Genomic DNA, 16,523 nt, shown 5'->3' on the forward strand with positions numbered 1-16,523 from the left:
TCCTATGGGTTGGCCGTTAAAAAAGCCCGCAGGCAGCACGTGCGCCGCGGGCTTCGTGCATTGCTACGCTTACAGCGTGGCGCCGCCGACTGCGCGGTTGCACGGGCAGAGTTCGTCCGTTTGCAGGCCGTCCAGAATGCGCAGGACTTCTTCCGGGCTGCGGCCGACGTTCAGGTTGTTCACCGAAACGTGCTGGATCGTGTTGTCCGGGTCGACGATGAACGTCGCGCGCAGGGCCACGCCGGCTTCCTTGTCGCGCACGCCGAGCTGGTCGATCAGCTCGCCCTTGACGTCGCCGAACGAGTAGTGGTTCAGCTTGTCGAGGTCCTTGTGCTCACGGCGCCATGCGAGCTTGACGAATTCGTTGTCCGAGCTGCCGCCGAGCAGGACGGCGTCGCGCTCTTCGAACTGCTTCGTCAGCTTCGCGAATTCGACGATTTCCGTCGGGCACACGAACGTGAAATCCTTCGGATAGAAGTAGATGATCTTCCACTTGCCCGGGAACGACGCTTCGGTGACGGTCTCGAACGCCGACTGGCCGTTTTCCTCGTGATGATTGAAGCCCGGCTTCGCGGCTACGACGGTGAAAGCTTCGAGTTTATCGCCCACGGTTTTCATGCGGATACTCCTGTGTGAGTTGGGAAGAAGACTGAGTCAAGCTACCTCGGTGCTGCAACGATGATGTGACAGCATGGGGAAAACTATAACACTATTAGTAAGGCGCTTCAATAGATTTTGACTAACGACCTTCATAGCTTTTGTCAACCGGGTCGATAGTGTGACGCGCAAGATGCGTGCGCGAACGCGTCACGCGGTCGCACGCGCCTTGCCGGCGCCGGGGAATTCGAGCGTGACTTCGAGGCCGGCTTCCGGGTGGCGGTTGCGCAGGCGCAGCGCGCCGCGGTAGCGGCCGACGAGGCGCAGCACGATCGCCATCCCGAGGCCCGTGCCGTCCGCCTTGGTGCGCGCGGTGTCGACGCGGTAGAACGGCCGCATCACGAGCGGCAGTTGATCCTCGGGGATGCCGGGGCCTTCGTCGCTCACCGACAGCTCGACGCGCGCATGCGACACGCGCGTCTCGAGCGTGATGCGCGAGATGCCGTCCTGCTTGCTCTGGCCGTACTTGCGCGCGTTCTCGACGAGGTTGCCGATCACGCGCCGCATGTCGGTCTCGTCGGCTTCGATGATCGCGCTCGGCGCGAGCCGCGTGCGGATCTGGACGCCGTCCTCGCCCGACACGCGCGCGGCGACGTCCTGCGCGACCGACGACAGGTCGACGGGCTCGGGCTTGCGCTGCGACGGGCGCGCGTAGTCGATGAAGGCCGCGATGATGCGGTCCATCTGTTCGATGTCGTCGACCATCGCGTCCTTGGTCGCCTGGTCGGACGGACTCATCTCGGTTTCGAGCCGCAGCCGCGCGAGCGGCGTGCGCAGGTCGTGCGAGATGCCCGCGAGCATCAGCGCGCGGTCGGCCTCGAGTTGTTCGAGGTCGCGCACCATCTGGTTGAAGCTGCGGTTGGTGTCGGCCGCGACGCCCATCCCGCGCTCGGGCAGCGGCTCGGGCGCCTGGCCCGAACCGACCTGGCGCGCGGCGAGCGCGAGCCGCGAGAACGGCCGGTTCACGAGGCTCGTGATGAACGCGGAGCCGAACAGCGACAGCGCGAGCGCGAACAGCCCCCAGCCGGCCCATTGCAGGCCCGTGACGTTGTCGAGCTGGTCGCGGTCGAGCGCGACCCAGTAATCGTCGTCGTCGATCTTGAAGCTGATCCACACGCCGGGAATGTCGTTGACCGACTGCGCGATCACGGTATCGTCGCCGAGGCGGCTGCGGATGTCGTGTTCGATCAGGCGGTTCAGCGATTCGTCGGGCTGCAGCTTGAACTTGTCGGTTTTCTCGCGCGGGTACACGCGCACGCCCTCGTTGCTCTCGAGATCCTGCAGCAGCGCGCGCCGCAAGTCGGGATCGGAATAGAGCAGCGCGGTGCGCGTGAGCTTCACGACCGCGACGAGCTGGAGCGCGACGCGCTGCGCGCGCGGCTCGCGCTCGATCACGCGAAAGCTCTGGAACCACGCGGCGAGACTGACCGAGATCAGCAGCGCGATCAGCAGGAAGGTGCGCCAGAACAGCCCGCCGAACGCGAGCTGCAAAAGGCGCCGGTCGATACGCATGGGACGGGCCGTGGACGGGGCGAAGCCGGGAAGGAAAAAGCTCAGGCGGCGCCGTCCGGGATGAACACGTAGCCGAGGCCCCAGACGGTCTGGATGAAGCGCGGGCTGCCCGGATCCGGTTCGATCAGCTTGCGCAGGCGCGAGATCTGCACGTCGAGGCTGCGGTCGAACACTTCGTATTCGCGGCCGCGCGCGAGCTCCATCAGCTTTTCACGCGACAGCGGCTGGCGCGGATGGCGCGCGAACACCTTCAGCACCGAGAATTCGCCGGTGGTCAGCGGAATTTCCTGGCCGGACTTCGTCAGCGTGCGCGTGGCGAGGTTCAGCGAGAACTCGCCGAACTCGAACACCTCGGTGGTTTCCGACGGCGCGCCCGGCAGTTCGGCCGGCGCCTGGCGGCGCAGCACCGCGTGAATGCGCGCGACCAGTTCGCGCGGGTTGAACGGCTTCGGCAGGTAATCGTCGGCGCCCATCTCGAGGCCGACGATGCGATCCACGTCCTCGCCCTTCGCGGTGAGCATGATGATCGGCGTGCGGTCGTTGCTGCCGCGCAGCCGGCGGCAGATCGACAGGCCGTCTTCGCCGGGCAGCATCAGGTCGAGCACGAGCAGGTCGAAACGCTCGCGGACCCAGAGCTTGTTCATCGCGGTCGCGTTTTCCGCGACGTAGACGTTGAAACCCTGTTCGCCGAGATAGCGGCGCAGCAGATCGCGCAGGCGAGGGTCGTCGTCGACGACGAGAATCTTGGAGGGGTTTTTCGTTTCCATGATCGGCATCTTATCGCGAATGGGAATTGACGCACGGCCGGGGATTTTCGTGCGTTACAGTCGGTTACAAAATTTACCCGTAGTGTCGCGCGGAGTAAAGGCAGGCTATAGAGATTCCTTTACTCGAAGCCGAAATTCGTTAGATACTCCCCTGCACTCCATCTTTCATCTTTGCACACCCGAATTCCGCAGGGTTTTTCAAGTACCAGAGGTAGCCGGTTGCCGCGTGACGAAGGGAACAAATCGACCAAAGAAGCGAGGACGGTCATGCGATCTGCCCGGATTGCACTGATGCTGACGATCGCGCTTGCCGGTCCGTATGCGTCGAACTTCGCGTATGCGCAGCGCCCCGAGCAGGGCGCATCGTCGCGCAAGCTGCCGCGCGGCAAAGCGCCGCAACCCGATCGCGCCGCCGATATGACGGTCCGTTCCGCCGTGCCCCCCGATCTCGAACAGCGCCGCCGCGACGGGCACATGACGCCCGAAGAGCGGCACCTGTTGCGCCAGCACATCGAAGACGCCGTTCGCGAGCTGTACAAGCGCTGATGCGTGCCGTCGTTCGCTTTGCGCGGAAACCTCCGCGCGGAAAGAATTCGTAGCACTTTTTCCGTCAACTTTCGGCTGCCGAATGCCGTTGTACGGGCATCCGCACCGCCGGTGCGTTCCGGGAGTCCATGACGATGAAAGCGAACGCTGCCGCACCGGCGCCGCCGCCTGCCATGCAGTCGCCGCTCGATGCCGACGACGCGCTGTTTTTCCTCAGTCGCACCGGTTTTTCTCCCGCGCCCGCCGAGGTCGCGCGCATCGTCGGCATGACGCGCGCGCAGGTCGTGGCCGACACGCTCGGCAGCGCGCGACACGAACCCGTCACGACGTGGCCCGACTGGCTCGCCGAGCCGCCGCCGACGCGCGCGCAGCGCCAGGCGCTGACGCCCGACATGCGGCGCGACGAGCAGCGCGAGCGCAATCTTCGCTACGACGCGTTGCGTGCGGCGTGGGTCAACGAGATGGTCGCGACGCCGTCGCCGCTCAGCGAGCGCATGACGCTGTTCTGGCACGGGCATTTCACGTCGGGGCAGGACAAGGTGCCTTACCCGCAGACGATGGCCGCGCAGAACGCGCTGTTTCGCCGCGAGGCGCTCGGCAACTTCGGCACGCTGCTGCACGCGGTCGCGAAGGACCCGGCGATGCTGCAGTATCTCGACGGCGCGAGCAATCGCAAGGGGCGGCCGAACGAGAATTTCGCGCGCGAGGTGATGGAGCTGTTCACGCTCGGCGAAGGGCACTACACGCAATACGACGTGACCGAAGCCGCGCGCGCGATGACGGGCTGGACCGTCGACCCCGATACGCTGCGCTTCGTGGTGCGACCCGAGTGGCACGATGCCGGCGACAAGGCGATCCTCGGCGAAACCGGGCCGTTCGACGGCGACGGCTTTCTCGACATCCTGCTGAAGCGGCCGGGCACCGCGCGCTTCATCGCCGGCAAGCTGTGGCGCGAGTTCGTGTCCGATACGCCGGAGCCGGTCGCGCTCGACGCGGTGGCCGAACGATTTCGCGCGAGCGGCTACGACATTCGCGCGGCGCTCGCCGCGCTGTGGTCGACCGACGCGTTCTGGGATCCGCGCAACCGCGGCGTGCTGGTCAAGTCGCCGGCCGAATTCGTCGTCGGGTCGGTGCGGCTGTTCGACGTGGCGTACGGCGATCCGCAGATGCTCGCGAACACCGTGCGCACGCTCGGGCAGAACCTGTTCTACCCGCCGAACGTGAAGGGCTGGCCGGGCGGCGCGCTGTGGATCAACAGCACCACGCTGCTGTCGCGCAAGCAGTTCGTCGAGCAGTTGTTCCGCGCGACCGAGACGGCCGGCATGCGGCCGCCTGCCCGTGCGATCGCGCCGCCGCCGAACGCGCGTGCGATGCCGGTGGTCGACGCGGCGTCCGCCGCCGCCGTGCGCGGCCTGCCGGCGAAGCCGGCGCGCGGCGGCCTGCGTTTCGATCTCGAACGCTGGCTCGCCCAGTATCGTGCGCGGCCGCAGACGATCGCGGGATTGTCGACCGAGCTGCAGTTGCAGCACGCGGTGCTGCAGCTTTCGCCGGTCGCGGCGATCGACACGGATTCGACCGGCAGCGCGTATCTCGAGGCGCTGCTGATGGATCCGGCCTATCAACTGAAATGATGCAAACGACGACGAAGCGGGCAGCCGCCGCGGTAAAGGTGCGCGGCGGCGAACCAAAGGATGTGCGATGAACCGACGTGATTTTCTGACGCTCACAGGCGCTGCGGCCGCCGCCGGCGTGTCGATGTGGCAGGCGCCCGCGATGGCGGCCGCCGCGACGCAGGCGGGGCGCAAGCCCGCGACCGGGTATGCGAACGTGCTGATCCTCGTCGAGCTGAAGGGCGGCAACGACGGCCTCAACACGGTGGTGCCGTATGCGGATCCGCTGTATTACCAGTTCCGGCGCGGCATCGGCATCAAGCGCGACCAGGTGCTGCAGCTCGACGCGCAGACGGGGCTGCACCCGTCGCTCGCGCCGCTGATGCCGCTGTGGCGCGACTGCCAGGTCGCGATCGTGCAGGGGGTCGGCTATCCGCAGCCGAACCTGTCTCATTTCCGCTCGATCGAGATCTGGGACACCGCGTCGCGCTCCGATCAGTACCTGCACGAAGGCTGGCTCACGCGCACGTTCGCGCAGGCGCCCGTGCCGCCCGGTTTCGCCGCGGACGGCGTCGTGCTCGGCAGCGCCGAGATGGGGCCGCTGTCGAACGGCGCGCGCGCGATCGCGCTCGTCAATCCCGCGCAGTTCATCCGTGCGGCCCGGCTCGCCGAGCCGTCGTCGCTGCGCGAGCAGAACCCGGCGCTCGCGCACATCATCGACGTCGAGAACGACATCGTGAAGGCGGCCGACCGGCTGCGCCCGCGCGGCGGGATGCGCGAATTCAGGACGGCTTTTCCGGCCGGCGCGTTCGGCACGTCGGTCAAGACCGCGATGCAGGTGCTGGCCGCGTGCGAAGCGTCCGGGCCCGGCGCGCAGGATGGTGTCGCGGTGCTGCGCCTGACGCTCAACGGCTTCGACACGCACCAGAACCAGCCGGGGCAGCAGGCCGCGCTGCTCAAGCAGTTCGCGGACGGGATGAGCGCGATGCGCGCGGCGTTGATCGAACTCGGGCGCTGGAACGAGACGCTCGTGATGACGTATGCGGAATTCGGGCGGCGCGTGCGCGAGAACCAGAGCAACGGCACCGATCACGGCACGGCCGCGCCGCATTTCGTGATGGGCGGCCGCGTGGCGGGCGGGCTGTACGGTGCGCCGCCGGCGCTCGGGCGGCTCGACGGCAACGGCAACCTGCCGGTCGCGGTCGATTTCCGCCAGCTTTATGCGACCGTGCTCGGGTCGTGGTGGGGGCTCGATGCGACGCACGTGCTGCAGCAGCGTTTCGACACGCTGCCGCTGCTGAAGGCGTGATGCGCGCGGCTCAGCGGCGGCGCGCGGCGCGCCACGCGATCCACAGCTTGCGGATCGGCGTGAGTGCGATGCGCTGGTGCAGCACCTGGTAGCCGTCGCGCGCGATCTCCTCGAGCAGCGCGCCGGCCAGCGCGATCTGCGCACGCAGCGTGCGCTGCGCGCGGCGTTCGGCGGCGGGAATCGCCGCATCGGCGGCTGCGAGCGCCTCGCGCGCGCGGGCCGTCTGGAATTGCAGCAATTCGGTGAAGGCGGGGCTGTAGCGGCGGTTCAGCAGATCGGCCGCGGTCACGTTGTAGCGCTGCAGTTCGTCGATCGGCAGATAGATGCGGCCGTGGCGTGCGTCGTTGCCGAGCTCCTGCACGAATTGCGCGAGCATCAGCGCGCGGCCGACGTCCGCGGCCCACGGCTGCGGGTCGGCCGGGTTCGCCGAGCTGGCGCGCGCGACCAGCGACGCGAAGGTGCCGCCGACCTGCGCGATATAGCGCTGCAGGTTCGCGAAATCGAGGTAGCGCGCCTGTTCGAGGTCCATCCCGTAACCGTTGACGAGCGTGCGCAGCGCATCGGCCTCGGCGGCGATCGCCGGGTGATGCTGCGCGAGCGCGTTCGTGACGGGGTGCGACGGCTGCCCGTCGGCGAGCGCCGCGAGTTCCTTGTGCCACCACGCGAGCTTCGTGTGTCCGACGGTCGGATCGCTGGTTTCCTTGACGGTTTCCTCGAGTTCGCGGCGCAGCGCGAACAGCGCGGTCAGGCGCGGCTGCGTGGCGAGCGGCGCCTGGCGCAGCGCGTAGTAGACGCTGGAGCCGGCGGGGGCGGCCTTTTGCTGACAGTAGTCGTCGAAGTTCACGGGCGAAATCGGGTGGGGCGGGTTCGGGGGACGCGCGGCGGCGCGCTGCCGAAACGTCGAGCGCGGCATTCTAGCACCGCGGCACGACAGGCGCCGGCGGGGCGAGACAACGCCGCACGGATCGGGTAGAATCTCGCGCTCGCCTGATCGGGCGTGCCGGTTTTCGGGCCGGCGTGAAGTCCCGGGGGCGCGGCGCACGCATCTTGCGTCCCGCGCGGTCAGGCGACGGAATGCGCGTGAGTGGCGAAATTGGTAGACGCACCAGGTTTAGGTCCTGACGCCCGCAAGGGTGTGCCGGTTCGAGTCCGGCCTCACGCACCAGAAGTCGAACGTGTCCCGCCAGGGGCCGTTCGCGAAAAAGCGCTGCCGGTCGGCTGACCGCAGCGCTTTTTTGTTGACGTCGGTTTCATCGCCAGGCATCCCGGTCTCGCCCGGAAAACTGGCCGCGTGTAATATCGTGCTCGGTTTTCACATACAAGAAGCACGACGACACCGAGGGGCCGCCCGATGAAACACACCTTACGTATCCCGATTTCCGTTCTGGCGCTGATGCTGGCCGCGCCGGCCATTGCCAACACGCCTGCCGACAACATCGCCTGGAGCGCCCAGCCCGTGAAGACGGCGGCATCGTCGTCCGCGTGCGCCGCGTACTCGGGGCGCGTGATGTCGGGCAGCGGCCAGCCGCTGTCGACCGAGGGCGTGCTAAAAGCGCTCGGCACGTCGCTGGCCGGCGCCGCGCTGGGTGCCGTCGCCGGCGGATATCAGGGCGCAGCCCCCAATCCGTGCCCGCGGCCCGGCCTGTGACTCGCTTGCAAGCGGATCGCGGAGCGCGCCGCTTCGGTTGAAACAAGCACGATACGAAGCGCCGCGTGTCGCCCGACCGCGGCGCTTCGTCGTTTCCGGCGCGCCTATTCCCAGAAGCTGCGGATCGCGACGGCCACGATCACCGGCACCGAGAACACCAGCGGAATCGCGAAATACTGCGCTTCGCGATCGACGACCCAGCTATAGATCACCCACGCCGCGCCGATCGCGAACGTGATGAGGCCGACCGTCACGGCGGCGATGTTCAGGGCCAGCTTCGACGGCTGGCGGCGCGTTTTGGCGTTGTCGTTGTTGTCGCGCGGGGACGATTTCATCGGAAGAGTGCGGCCTCGTGCCGGAACAGGGGGTAAAGGCACAGGAAACCCCATCCGCACGGATCGCGCAAGGGCCGGCGCGGGCCGGCCCCGTCACGTCCGTTCCCGCGCGTTACAACCCGAACGACGCGGCCAGTTCGTCGAGCAGCGCGCGCTGGAACGCGACGAACCGCTCGCCCGGCTGCTGCGCGATCGCCAGGTCGAGCATCGGATCGACGACCTCGGTGCGCAGGCCGGCCAGTTCCTCGACGATCGCGAGCCCGCAGAACGGCACGTACGCCTCCGAATAGCCGCCTTCGTGAACGATCACCAGCCGCCCGCCGCAATGGCGCTGCGCGGCTTCCTTCACCGCGCGGGTCATGAACCGGTAGCTGTCGGTATGCAGCTGCATGCGCGCGAGCGGATCGACCGCGCTCGCGTCGAGGCCGCTCGCGACGACGATCAGCTCGGGGCGGAAACGCGCGAGCGCCGGCAGCACGATCCGCTCGAACGCATACCGGTATGCATCGTCGCCGCTGCCCGCGAGCAGCGGCACGTTCAGGTTCGCGCCGACGCCCGCGCCTTCGCCGCGATCGTCCGCGCCGCTGTAGCCGGGCGGGAAGCAGCGGTCCTGGTGCAGCGAGATCGTCAGCGTATCGGGATCGTCGTAGTAGATCGACTGCGTGCCGTTGCCGTGATGCACGTCCCAGTCGATCACCGCGACGCGCTCGATGCCGTATTTCGCGCGCGCGGCCTCGATCGCGATCGGGATGTTCGCGAGCAGGCAGAAGCCCATCGGGCGGTCGCGCAGGCAGTGATGGCCGGGCGGTCGCGACAGCGAGAATGCATTCGCCGCGCGCTCGCCGACCACCGCATCGACCGCCGCGATCGCGAGGCCGGCCGACAGCGCGGCGATCTCATAGCTGCCCTTGCCGAACGGCGCGAGATCGCCGAGGTCGCCGCCGTTCGCGTCGCTCAGCGCGCGAAACGCGTCGAGATAGTGCGCCGGATGAATGCGCAGCAGGTCGGCGGTCGCCGCGGGCTCGGCGCTCCGCAGGTCGAGCTGCGCGGCCAGGCCCGACGCCTGCACGAGCGACAGGAAGCGGCGCTTCGAATCGGGCGATTCCGCGTAGCCCGCGCTCGACGGCGGCTGGACCCAGCCGCCTACGGGCAAGAACAGCGCGTGCGTGCCGCCGGTATGCCAGAAAGTGCGTTCATCGGTGAAGAAGGCAGTGCGATTCATGGATGCGTGACCTGTCACGGTTGGGAGGAAAAGGAAGAACGGCGATCGATGTGGCGCAGCGCGGCGAACGACACGATCGCGACGGCCGTCGCGGCGATGAACAGCGCGCGCATCGTGCCGCCAGCATCGAGCATCAGGCCGGCCAGCAGCGGACCGGCGGCGAGCCCCGCGCCGATCACGAAATTGAGCGTCGCGACGAGGCGGCCCGACGTGTCGATCTGCGCGACCGTCGCGAGGATGAACGGCAGCACGAAGGTCCACGCGAACTTGAACGCGAAGATCGCCGCGCCGTAGCCGACGGTGTCATGCATCGCGGCGAGCGCGACGAGCGACGCCGCGAGCAGCGCGTAGCCGATCGCCAGCATCGCGCACCGCGCGAGCCGGCCGCCCGCGCACGCCGCGAGCGCCGCGCCGGCGATGCCCATCACGCTCGCGATCGCGAGCACGTTGCCGGTCGACTGAGGATCGAGTCCGGCCTCGGCCGCCGCGCGGCTCGCGAACGTCCACACGCTGCCGATCGCGAGATAGAACGTCAGCACCGCGCCGATGCCGAGCACGACGAAGCGTCGCGGCGTTGGCGGCGCGTCGCCGCGCGCGGTGTGCGCGGATGCCGTCCGCGTGCCGAGCGACGACGGAAAGCCGCGCGACAGCGGCGCCGCGAGCAGCGCGAGCGCGGCGAGCGAGACGTACAGCGCGCGCAGCCCGAACGCGGCGAACACGTGCGGCAGCACGAACAGGCCGATCGCGCCCGCGATCAATTGGCCGACGACCCACAGGCCGTACACGCGGTCGCTGTTTTGGCTCGTCGCCGCGCTCGTCATGCAGAGCACCATCAACGAGCCGCCGCCGAGCGCGGTGACGGCGCGCAGTGCGAGCAGCGCGGCAAAGCCCGGCATCCACAGCGCGGTCAGCAGGTTGCCCGCACCGAACAGCGCGATGGCGAGCGCGGCGACGCGGCGCGCGTCGATGCGGCCGAGCCACAGGTACGACGGCACGGTCGCGAGGCTGAACGCGCCGAGTTCGACGAAGAAGTAGGTGCCGATCTGCGATGCGGACAAGCCGAGCTGCGTCGCGAGCTGGCCGGCGACGGCAGGCGCCACGAGCAGCAGCAGCGGCGTGATGGCCGCGAACACGACGAGTGCGACGAGCGTCGAGCGCGCGAACGTCGACGTGCGGCCGTCGGGCGACAGGGCGGCATCCGGGGACAGGGTCTTCATGGCGGGGTCTCGTTGGGGGAATCAGAACAGGTGGTACATGCCGACCATCGCGCCGAACTGCGACGCGCCGGCGAGCGGCGTCGGGTCGTATTCGTAGACGGTCTGCGAACTCTGGCCGCTGTTGCGCGCATAGCCGAGGTTCACGTACGCGACGGTGCGTTTGGACAGCGCGTACGTGGTGCTCGCGATGAACAGCGTCGGATGGCCGAGCGCCGGTGTGCGCGAATCGGTGTGGTAGACGCCCGCGTTCAGGCCGATTCCGTTCGACGTCAGGTAGCGCGCACCGCCCCAGACGATCGTGCGCGCCGCGTCGAGGTCGCCGGTCAGGCGTTCGACGCCCGCATAGACGGTGAGCGGTAGCGTCGCGAACGCATAGCGGGCGGCGAGCGTGCCGAGTTCGCGACGCCGCGCGGACGCGTCGGCCGCCGCCGATACGTCGCCGTGCGCCTGGTGCAGCACCGCGCTGACCGACAGGCCGTTGCTCGCGTACTGGCCGCCGAGCTCGAGCACGCGGCCGGCGCGCGTATTGCCGGCGACGCCGGATGTGGCGGCGAGCGCCTCGACGTCGAAGCCGGCGAACGTCGGCGACTGGTATTTGACCGAGTGGTCGATGAAGTTCGCGCTCATCGGCACGAGCACGCCCTGGCCGCTGTACGACGCATACCAGAGCGGGTCGTAGAACAGCGTCTTGTCGAACAGCACGCTGAACTGGCGGCCGAGCGTGACGGTGCCGACCGGCCCCGCGATGCCCGCGTACGCGCCGCGAAAGAACGCGTAGCCGGGCACGGTCGAAGTGCCGTCGTTGACGTTGAAGCCCTGTTCGAGCTTGAACAGCGCACGCCAGCCGCCGCCGAGATCCTCGTGGCCCTTGATCCCGAACTGCGAAGGCAGGATGCCGTAGTTCTGCAACTGCACGGCCGAGCGGCGCCCGTCGGCGTGCGTCAGGTATTGCACGCCGGCGTCGAGCGCGCCGTACAGCGTGAGGGCCGACTGCGCGTGCGCGGCGGCGCTGCATGCGGCCAGCGTCGCGGCGGCCGCGGCCGTGCGGATGAAGCGGGGTGTCGTCACGAGGGGTTCTCCATACCGTCCTGCATCGATTCGTCGTTGGTGTTGTCGCGACGCAGTGTCCGCAGCGGGAAAACCGTCGAACAGTCGTCCAGATGAACGGTGCGGAAAACCCGCGGTGCGCGGCATGAACGCCGCGCGATGCCGCCGCGCGCCGTGCTGCGCAGCAGCAACGTGCGGCGCACCGTTCAAATGGATGGGGCTGGCGCGCGTTCCGGCGCCGTGGCCCGCCAAAAAAGCCGCTGGCTATAATCGGCCGGTGTCGTTGCGCACATCAGCAGCCCGACTGGGCAGGGGAGCGGAAGGTGAGGATCACGACGGATATCGGGCAGGATCTCGACGCGCTGCGGGACGTGCCGGCCGCCATCGTGCTCGACGAATTCGCGTGGCCGCCGCGGCCGTCCCGCCGAGCCGATTTCGACGGCGTCACGCGCGGCGACGCGCCGCAGCGCGAGCTCGGGCTGATGCTGCTCGACCTGTACGCGGTGGCCGCCCAATCCGGCATCGGCGAATTCGAATGCCGGTTCTTTTCGCTGCTGCAGGCGCTGATTCCGTTCGATGCCGCGTGGACGGGCGTCGCGACCCATTTGCCGACCGGCCCCGTCATGCACAACAGTTTTTTGTACCGGTTGCCGCACGCGTTCTTCACCGACTGGAAGCGCGTGCGCGATTGCGATCCGCTCGCGCACCGCACGTTGCACGGCGCGCACGGTCGCGCGGTGCGGCTGACGGTCGTCGAGCCGGGGCTCGATGCGCGGTTTCGCGACTGGTGCGTGAAGTACGGGCTCGCGCAACTGATGTGCGTGTGTACGCTCGATCGCCGCTTTGGCCTGACGACGTTCATGTCGATCTACCGCCAGGGCCTGAACCGGCCGTTCAGCGACGACGACGCGCGGCGCTTCGAGGAAGTGATTCCGCATCTGGCGGCCGCGCTGACGATCAATCGCGCCGCGCAGCTCACGCGCGAGCGCGCCGACACGGTCGCGCCGGCGGCGCGTGCGCTGTGCGACAACTTCGGCGTGCTGCACCATGCCGATCACGGTTTCGACGACGTGCTGCGCTCCGAATGGCCGGCCTGGGCCGGCGCGCGGGTGCCGGAGCCGCTCGTCGCGCACCTGCGGCGCCAGTCGGGGCAGCCGTTCGTCGGCGACGCGCTGCGCATCCAGTGCGTGCCGGTCGCGGGGCTGTTCCAGATCGAGGCGCGGCCGCGCTCGCTGCTCGACCGGCTGAGCCCGCGCGAACTCGCGGCGATCCGCTATTACGGCGCCGGGCGTTCGCACAAGGAAGTCGCGCAGCAGATGGCGATTTCGCCGACGACCGTGCGTCACTACCTGCGCTGCGCGTACCGCAAGCTCGGCATGCACGACAAGAGCCAGATCGCCGGCGTGCTCGGCGCGACGGGCGGCGCGACCGATGACGAGGCGGTGGAAGCCGGCGGCATGCCGCGCTGACGCGCACGAGCCTGTGCCGCGCGGGGTGCAGTACGCTGCCAGAATGGTTGTGCCCGCAACCATTGAGCGTTATGCTCGTCAGCTCCCAGGAGACGGAACTCCATCATGAACGACACGAATTCAGGGTCGGTGCGCGCGGCGGTGGTCGGGCTCGGCGCGATCGGCGGATTGCTCGCGGCCGCGTTGTCGAGAGCCGGCATGAGCGTGAGCGCATACGCGCGCGGCGCGACGCTCGATGCGCTGAATGCGCACGGCGTACGCGTGATCGACGAGGCGGGCGCGACCTCGTCGGTGCCGGTGCGCGCCAGCGACGATGCGGCCGCGCTCGGCGTGCAGGACTACGTGGTGATCGCGCTGAAGGCACAGGCGCTGCCGGCGCTGGCCGCGCGCATCGCGTCGCTGGTCGGGCCGGATACGGTGATCGTCGCGGCGATGAACGGGCTGCCGTGGTGGTTCACGCACGGGCTCGAAGGCGCGATCGACGGCGTGCCGCTCGATGCGGTCGATCCGGCCGGCGCGGTGTCGGCCGCATTGCCGCCCGCGCAGGCGATCGGCTGCGTCGTGCACCTGTCGTCGAGTACCGATGCGCCGGGCGTCGTGCGTCGCGGGCGCGGCAACCGGCTGATCGTCGGCACGCCCGATCCGCGGCTCGACATGGCTACCGCGCGGTTCGCCGCGGCGCTCGCGGCGGGCGGTTTCGACGTCGAGTCGACGCGCGCGATCCGGGCCGAGATCTGGACGAAGCTGTGGGGCAACATGAACATGAACCCGCTGAGCGCGTTGACCGGTTCGACGGCCGAGCAATTGCTGGACGATCCGTTCACGCAGGATCTCGCGTTGCGGATGATGGAGGAGGCGGCGGCGATCGGCGCGAGGCTCGGCCTGTCCACCGGGATGAGCGGCCCCGAGCGGATCGCGGTCACGCGCAAGCTCGGCGCGTTCAAGACGTCGATGCTGCAGGATTTCGAAGCGGGGCGCCCGCTCGAGATCGGGCCGATCCTCGGCGTGTTTCCCGAACTCGGCCGCAAGCTGGGCGTGCCGACGCCGTACTGCGACGCGGTGCTCGGGTTGTTGCGTCAGCGCGCGGCGAACAGCGGGTTGTAGGGCTCACGAGGCGGCTGAATTCGCGGCCGTCGGCAACGTCCGCAATGCGCCCACGTGTGCTTCGCGCGACGCCGCCGCATGATGCAAAACGGGCCGCCCGGAATCGCGCGTGACGCGACCCGGGCGGCCTGTCTGATTCGTCGGATCAAATCCTGCCCGCACCGCTCGGCGATCCAGCACTGCCGAGGGGCTCGACGCGCGGCTTACTCGTCGCGCTCGGTCGCGTGCGCGACGACCTTGTCGAGCAGCCGCTCGAACGTCTGACGTTCGCTGTCGGACAGGCATGCGAGCAAGCCGTCGTTCCACTTGCGCACGATCGGCATGATCTTGCGATGCAGCGCGCGGCCGTCGGGGGTCAGCGCGATCAGCACGATCCGGCCGTCTTCGTCGCTCGCGCTGCGCTCGAGCAGCCCCTGGCGCAGCAGCGCTTCGGCCGCGCGACTTGCCTGGCTCTTGTCGAGATTGGTGTGGCGCGCGAGATCCATGATCGAGAACGGGCCGAATGCGCCGACGGCGGCGATCACGCGCGCCTCGGGCAGCGAGATGTCGAGCTTGTGCCGGTACACCTCGCCGATCCCGCGGTCGGAGCGCTTCGTCAGCGCATGGAGGCGATAGGTCAGAAACTGGTCGAGCCCGGCTTGACGGCCTTTCATGTCGAATCCTGAAGAAAAAGGGCGGGCCCGATTGTTCCTGTATCGCGCGCTCGGGTCAACGGTCAGTGTGCACCGTACTTCAGGCGTGTCAACTGTTCCGCTTCGTTCGCGAGCAGGTTGGCCGCGTCGCGGATCGCGACGTCGAGCGTGATCGGCCCGGGAGCCGGCGAAAAGCAGCCGGAGAAATGCTCGGACAGGCGCGGCAGCGCGGCCGGATCGACCGCGCCCGACAGCAGCGACGCGGGTACGCCGGCGGCCTGCGCGTGCCGGCACGCGATGAACGGCGCCTTGCCGTGCAGCGTCTGCACGTCCGAGCGGCCTTCGCCGGTGATCAGCCAGTCGGCGCCGGCGAGTGCGGCGTCGAGCCCGACCTGGCGCGCGACCACTTCGGCGCCGGCCTCGAACTGCGCGCCGAGCATGTGCAGCGCGAAACCGAGGCCGCCCGCGGCGCCCGCGCCCGGCAGATCGCGGCCGCGGCGGTCGAGCGCGGCTTCGAGCAGGTCGGCGAAGCGGGCGAGGGCCGCGTCGAGGGTCGTGACCTGTGCGGCCGTCACGCCCTTTTGCGGACCGAACACGGCGGTCGCGCCATGCGCGCCCGTCAGCGGGTTGTCGACGTCGGACATGCCGACGAATTCCGTTTCCTTCAGGCGCGGATCGAGCCCCGACGCATCGATGCGCGCGATGTCGGCGAGCCGCGACGGCACCGGCTCGACCGGCTGGCCGCCCGCGTCGAAGCACTGCAGGCCGAGGCCCGCAAGCAGCCCGGCGCCCGCGTCGTTGGTGCTGCTGCCGCCGAGCGCGACGAAGAAGCGGCGTACGCCGTCGTCGAGCAGCGCGCGGATCGCCTCGCCCATCCCGCGCGTGCTGCGCGCGTCGACCGGCACGCTCATGCCGACCGGGTCGGTAATCCCGACGATCTCGGCCGTCTCGACGATCGCGGTGCGCGCGTCGATCACGCCGACCGCCGCATCGCGCGCCGCCAGCGACGCGCCGGCCACCCGCAGCACGCGCCGCGCGCCGCCGCCCGCCAGCATCGCATCGAGCGTGCCTTCGCCGCCGTCGGCCATCGGGCAGCGGCGCACGACCGCGTCGGGCCGGGCGCGCAAAATGCCGGCGGCGATCGCGTCCGCGACCTGCTCGGCGGAAAGCGAGCCTTTGAACGAATCGGGCGCGATGACGACGACAGGCGCGGACGGGTGGTGCGGCATGGTGTCTCCGGAAGGCGTGATTGGTGTGAAGAATGAAGGGCGGGCCACGACGGTGGCTCACACGCTATCGGAGCTTACAGGATGGCGCGCGCGCGGTGGATACGCCGTTCGGCATAGCGACGATCCGCGTGCATCGCCGTGCAACGGGCCGTCGACAGCGCGGGGACACACGCGTGTCGCGCCGATCTGGCGGTACGAGGAAAATTGTTTGCTAGAATA

Annotated in this window: 17 protein-coding genes and 1 tRNA gene; 7 read left to right on the forward strand and 11 right to left on the reverse strand. The window is 69.0% G+C overall.

What is annotated here, in order from left to right; genetic code table 11:
* Positions 1–69 precede the first annotated feature (69 nt).
* From HWX14_RS01390 to ompR, 3 genes are all read right to left on the reverse strand, one after another.
* On the reverse strand, positions 70–618 hold the full coding sequence (locus tag HWX14_RS01390; RefSeq protein WP_034188782.1) for a peroxiredoxin: 549 nt from the start codon (positions 616–618) through the stop codon (positions 70–72).
* 189 nt (positions 619–807) lie between these two features.
* On the reverse strand, positions 808–2,169 hold the full coding sequence (locus tag HWX14_RS01395; RefSeq protein WP_175881255.1) for an ATP-binding protein: 1,362 nt from the start codon (positions 2,167–2,169) through the stop codon (positions 808–810).
* A 41-nt stretch (positions 2,170–2,210) separates the two neighbouring features.
* A complete protein-coding gene (gene ompR / locus HWX14_RS01400) occupies positions 2,211–2,936 on the reverse strand; it encodes a two-component system response regulator OmpR (protein ID WP_004199523.1) in 726 nt (241 codons plus the stop codon).
* A gap of 267 nt (positions 2,937–3,203) precedes the next feature.
* Between ompR and HWX14_RS01405 the strand changes: the two genes are divergently transcribed.
* The 3 genes from HWX14_RS01405 to HWX14_RS01415 all read left to right on the forward strand — a co-directional run bounded on the left by HWX14_RS01405 (position 3,204) and on the right by HWX14_RS01415 (position 6,401).
* Complete coding sequence (locus tag HWX14_RS01405; RefSeq protein WP_006478566.1) at positions 3,204–3,482, forward strand: hypothetical protein; 279 nt, start codon at positions 3,204–3,206, stop codon at positions 3,480–3,482.
* A gap of 134 nt (positions 3,483–3,616) precedes the next feature.
* A complete protein-coding gene (locus HWX14_RS01410; RefSeq protein ID WP_175881256.1) occupies positions 3,617–5,113 on the forward strand; it encodes a DUF1800 domain-containing protein in 1,497 nt (498 codons plus the stop codon).
* Positions 5,114–5,180: 67 nt separating this feature from the next.
* Positions 5,181–6,401, forward strand: a complete 1,221-nt coding sequence (locus tag HWX14_RS01415) for a DUF1501 domain-containing protein (RefSeq protein ID WP_175881257.1) — start codon at positions 5,181–5,183, stop codon at positions 6,399–6,401.
* Positions 6,402–6,411: 10 nt separating this feature from the next.
* Here the strand turns inward: HWX14_RS01415 and hpnD are convergent, their stop codons facing one another.
* Entirely contained in the window at positions 6,412–7,245 is an 834-nt protein-coding gene (gene hpnD, locus HWX14_RS01420; protein ID WP_175881258.1) for a presqualene diphosphate synthase HpnD, read from the reverse strand.
* A 234-nt stretch (positions 7,246–7,479) separates the two neighbouring features.
* On the opposite strand from hpnD, the gene HWX14_RS01425 reads away from it, so the two are divergent.
* Both HWX14_RS01425 and HWX14_RS01430 read left to right on the forward strand, forming a co-directional pair.
* A tRNA-Leu gene (locus tag HWX14_RS01425) sits at positions 7,480–7,566 on the forward strand.
* Between the two features lie 186 nt (positions 7,567–7,752).
* Positions 7,753–8,049, forward strand: a complete 297-nt coding sequence (locus tag HWX14_RS01430) for a hypothetical protein (RefSeq protein WP_175881259.1) — start codon at positions 7,753–7,755, stop codon at positions 8,047–8,049.
* A 104-nt stretch (positions 8,050–8,153) separates the two neighbouring features.
* On the opposite strand, the gene HWX14_RS01435 is transcribed toward HWX14_RS01430, so the two are convergent.
* From HWX14_RS01435 to HWX14_RS01455, 5 genes are all read right to left on the reverse strand, one after another.
* Positions 8,154–8,384 (reverse strand): hypothetical protein, encoded by a 231-nt coding sequence (locus tag HWX14_RS01435; RefSeq protein WP_006487995.1) that lies wholly within the window; start codon positions 8,382–8,384, stop codon positions 8,154–8,156.
* Positions 8,385–8,496: 112 nt separating this feature from the next.
* Entirely contained in the window at positions 8,497–9,606 is a 1,110-nt protein-coding gene (locus HWX14_RS01440) for a class II histone deacetylase (RefSeq protein ID WP_175881260.1), read from the reverse strand.
* A 14-nt stretch (positions 9,607–9,620) separates the two neighbouring features.
* Positions 9,621–10,823, reverse strand: coding sequence for an MFS transporter (locus HWX14_RS01445; RefSeq protein ID WP_175881261.1), 1,203 nt, complete (start codon positions 10,821–10,823; stop codon positions 9,621–9,623).
* 21 nt (positions 10,824–10,844) lie between these two features.
* Positions 10,845–11,891 carry a porin gene (locus tag HWX14_RS01450; protein ID WP_175881262.1) on the reverse strand — a complete coding sequence of 349 codons (1,047 nt, stop codon included), beginning with the start codon at positions 11,889–11,891 and terminating at the stop codon, positions 10,845–10,847.
* Complete coding sequence (locus tag HWX14_RS01455; RefSeq protein WP_244130154.1) at positions 11,888–12,061, reverse strand: hypothetical protein; 174 nt, start codon at positions 12,059–12,061, stop codon at positions 11,888–11,890. Before HWX14_RS01455 ends, HWX14_RS01450 begins: the two co-directional genes overlap by 4 nt.
* 132 nt (positions 12,062–12,193) lie before the next feature.
* On the opposite strand from HWX14_RS01455, the gene HWX14_RS01460 reads away from it, so the two are divergent.
* Complete coding sequence (locus tag HWX14_RS01460; RefSeq protein WP_175881264.1) at positions 12,194–13,339, forward strand: helix-turn-helix transcriptional regulator; 1,146 nt, start codon at positions 12,194–12,196, stop codon at positions 13,337–13,339.
* A 105-nt stretch (positions 13,340–13,444) separates the two neighbouring features.
* Complete coding sequence (locus HWX14_RS01465; protein WP_175881265.1) at positions 13,445–14,443, forward strand: 2-dehydropantoate 2-reductase; 999 nt, start codon at positions 13,445–13,447, stop codon at positions 14,441–14,443.
* Positions 14,444–14,646: 203 nt separating this feature from the next.
* On the opposite strand, the gene HWX14_RS01470 is transcribed toward HWX14_RS01465, so the two are convergent.
* Together HWX14_RS01470 and HWX14_RS01475 are read right to left on the reverse strand one after the other, a co-directional pair.
* Positions 14,647–15,096, reverse strand: a complete 450-nt coding sequence (locus HWX14_RS01470) for a MarR family transcriptional regulator (RefSeq protein WP_175881266.1) — start codon at positions 15,094–15,096, stop codon at positions 14,647–14,649.
* 62 nt (positions 15,097–15,158) lie between these two features.
* A complete protein-coding gene (locus HWX14_RS01475) occupies positions 15,159–16,304 on the reverse strand; it encodes a glycerate kinase (protein WP_175881267.1) in 1,146 nt (381 codons plus the stop codon).
* Between the last annotated feature and the right edge of the window lie 219 nt (positions 16,305–16,523).

Origin of the sequence: Burkholderia sp. BCC0044 (genome assembly GCF_902832955.1) — a bacterium.
Lineage (GTDB): Bacteria > Pseudomonadota > Gammaproteobacteria > Burkholderiales > Burkholderiaceae > Burkholderia.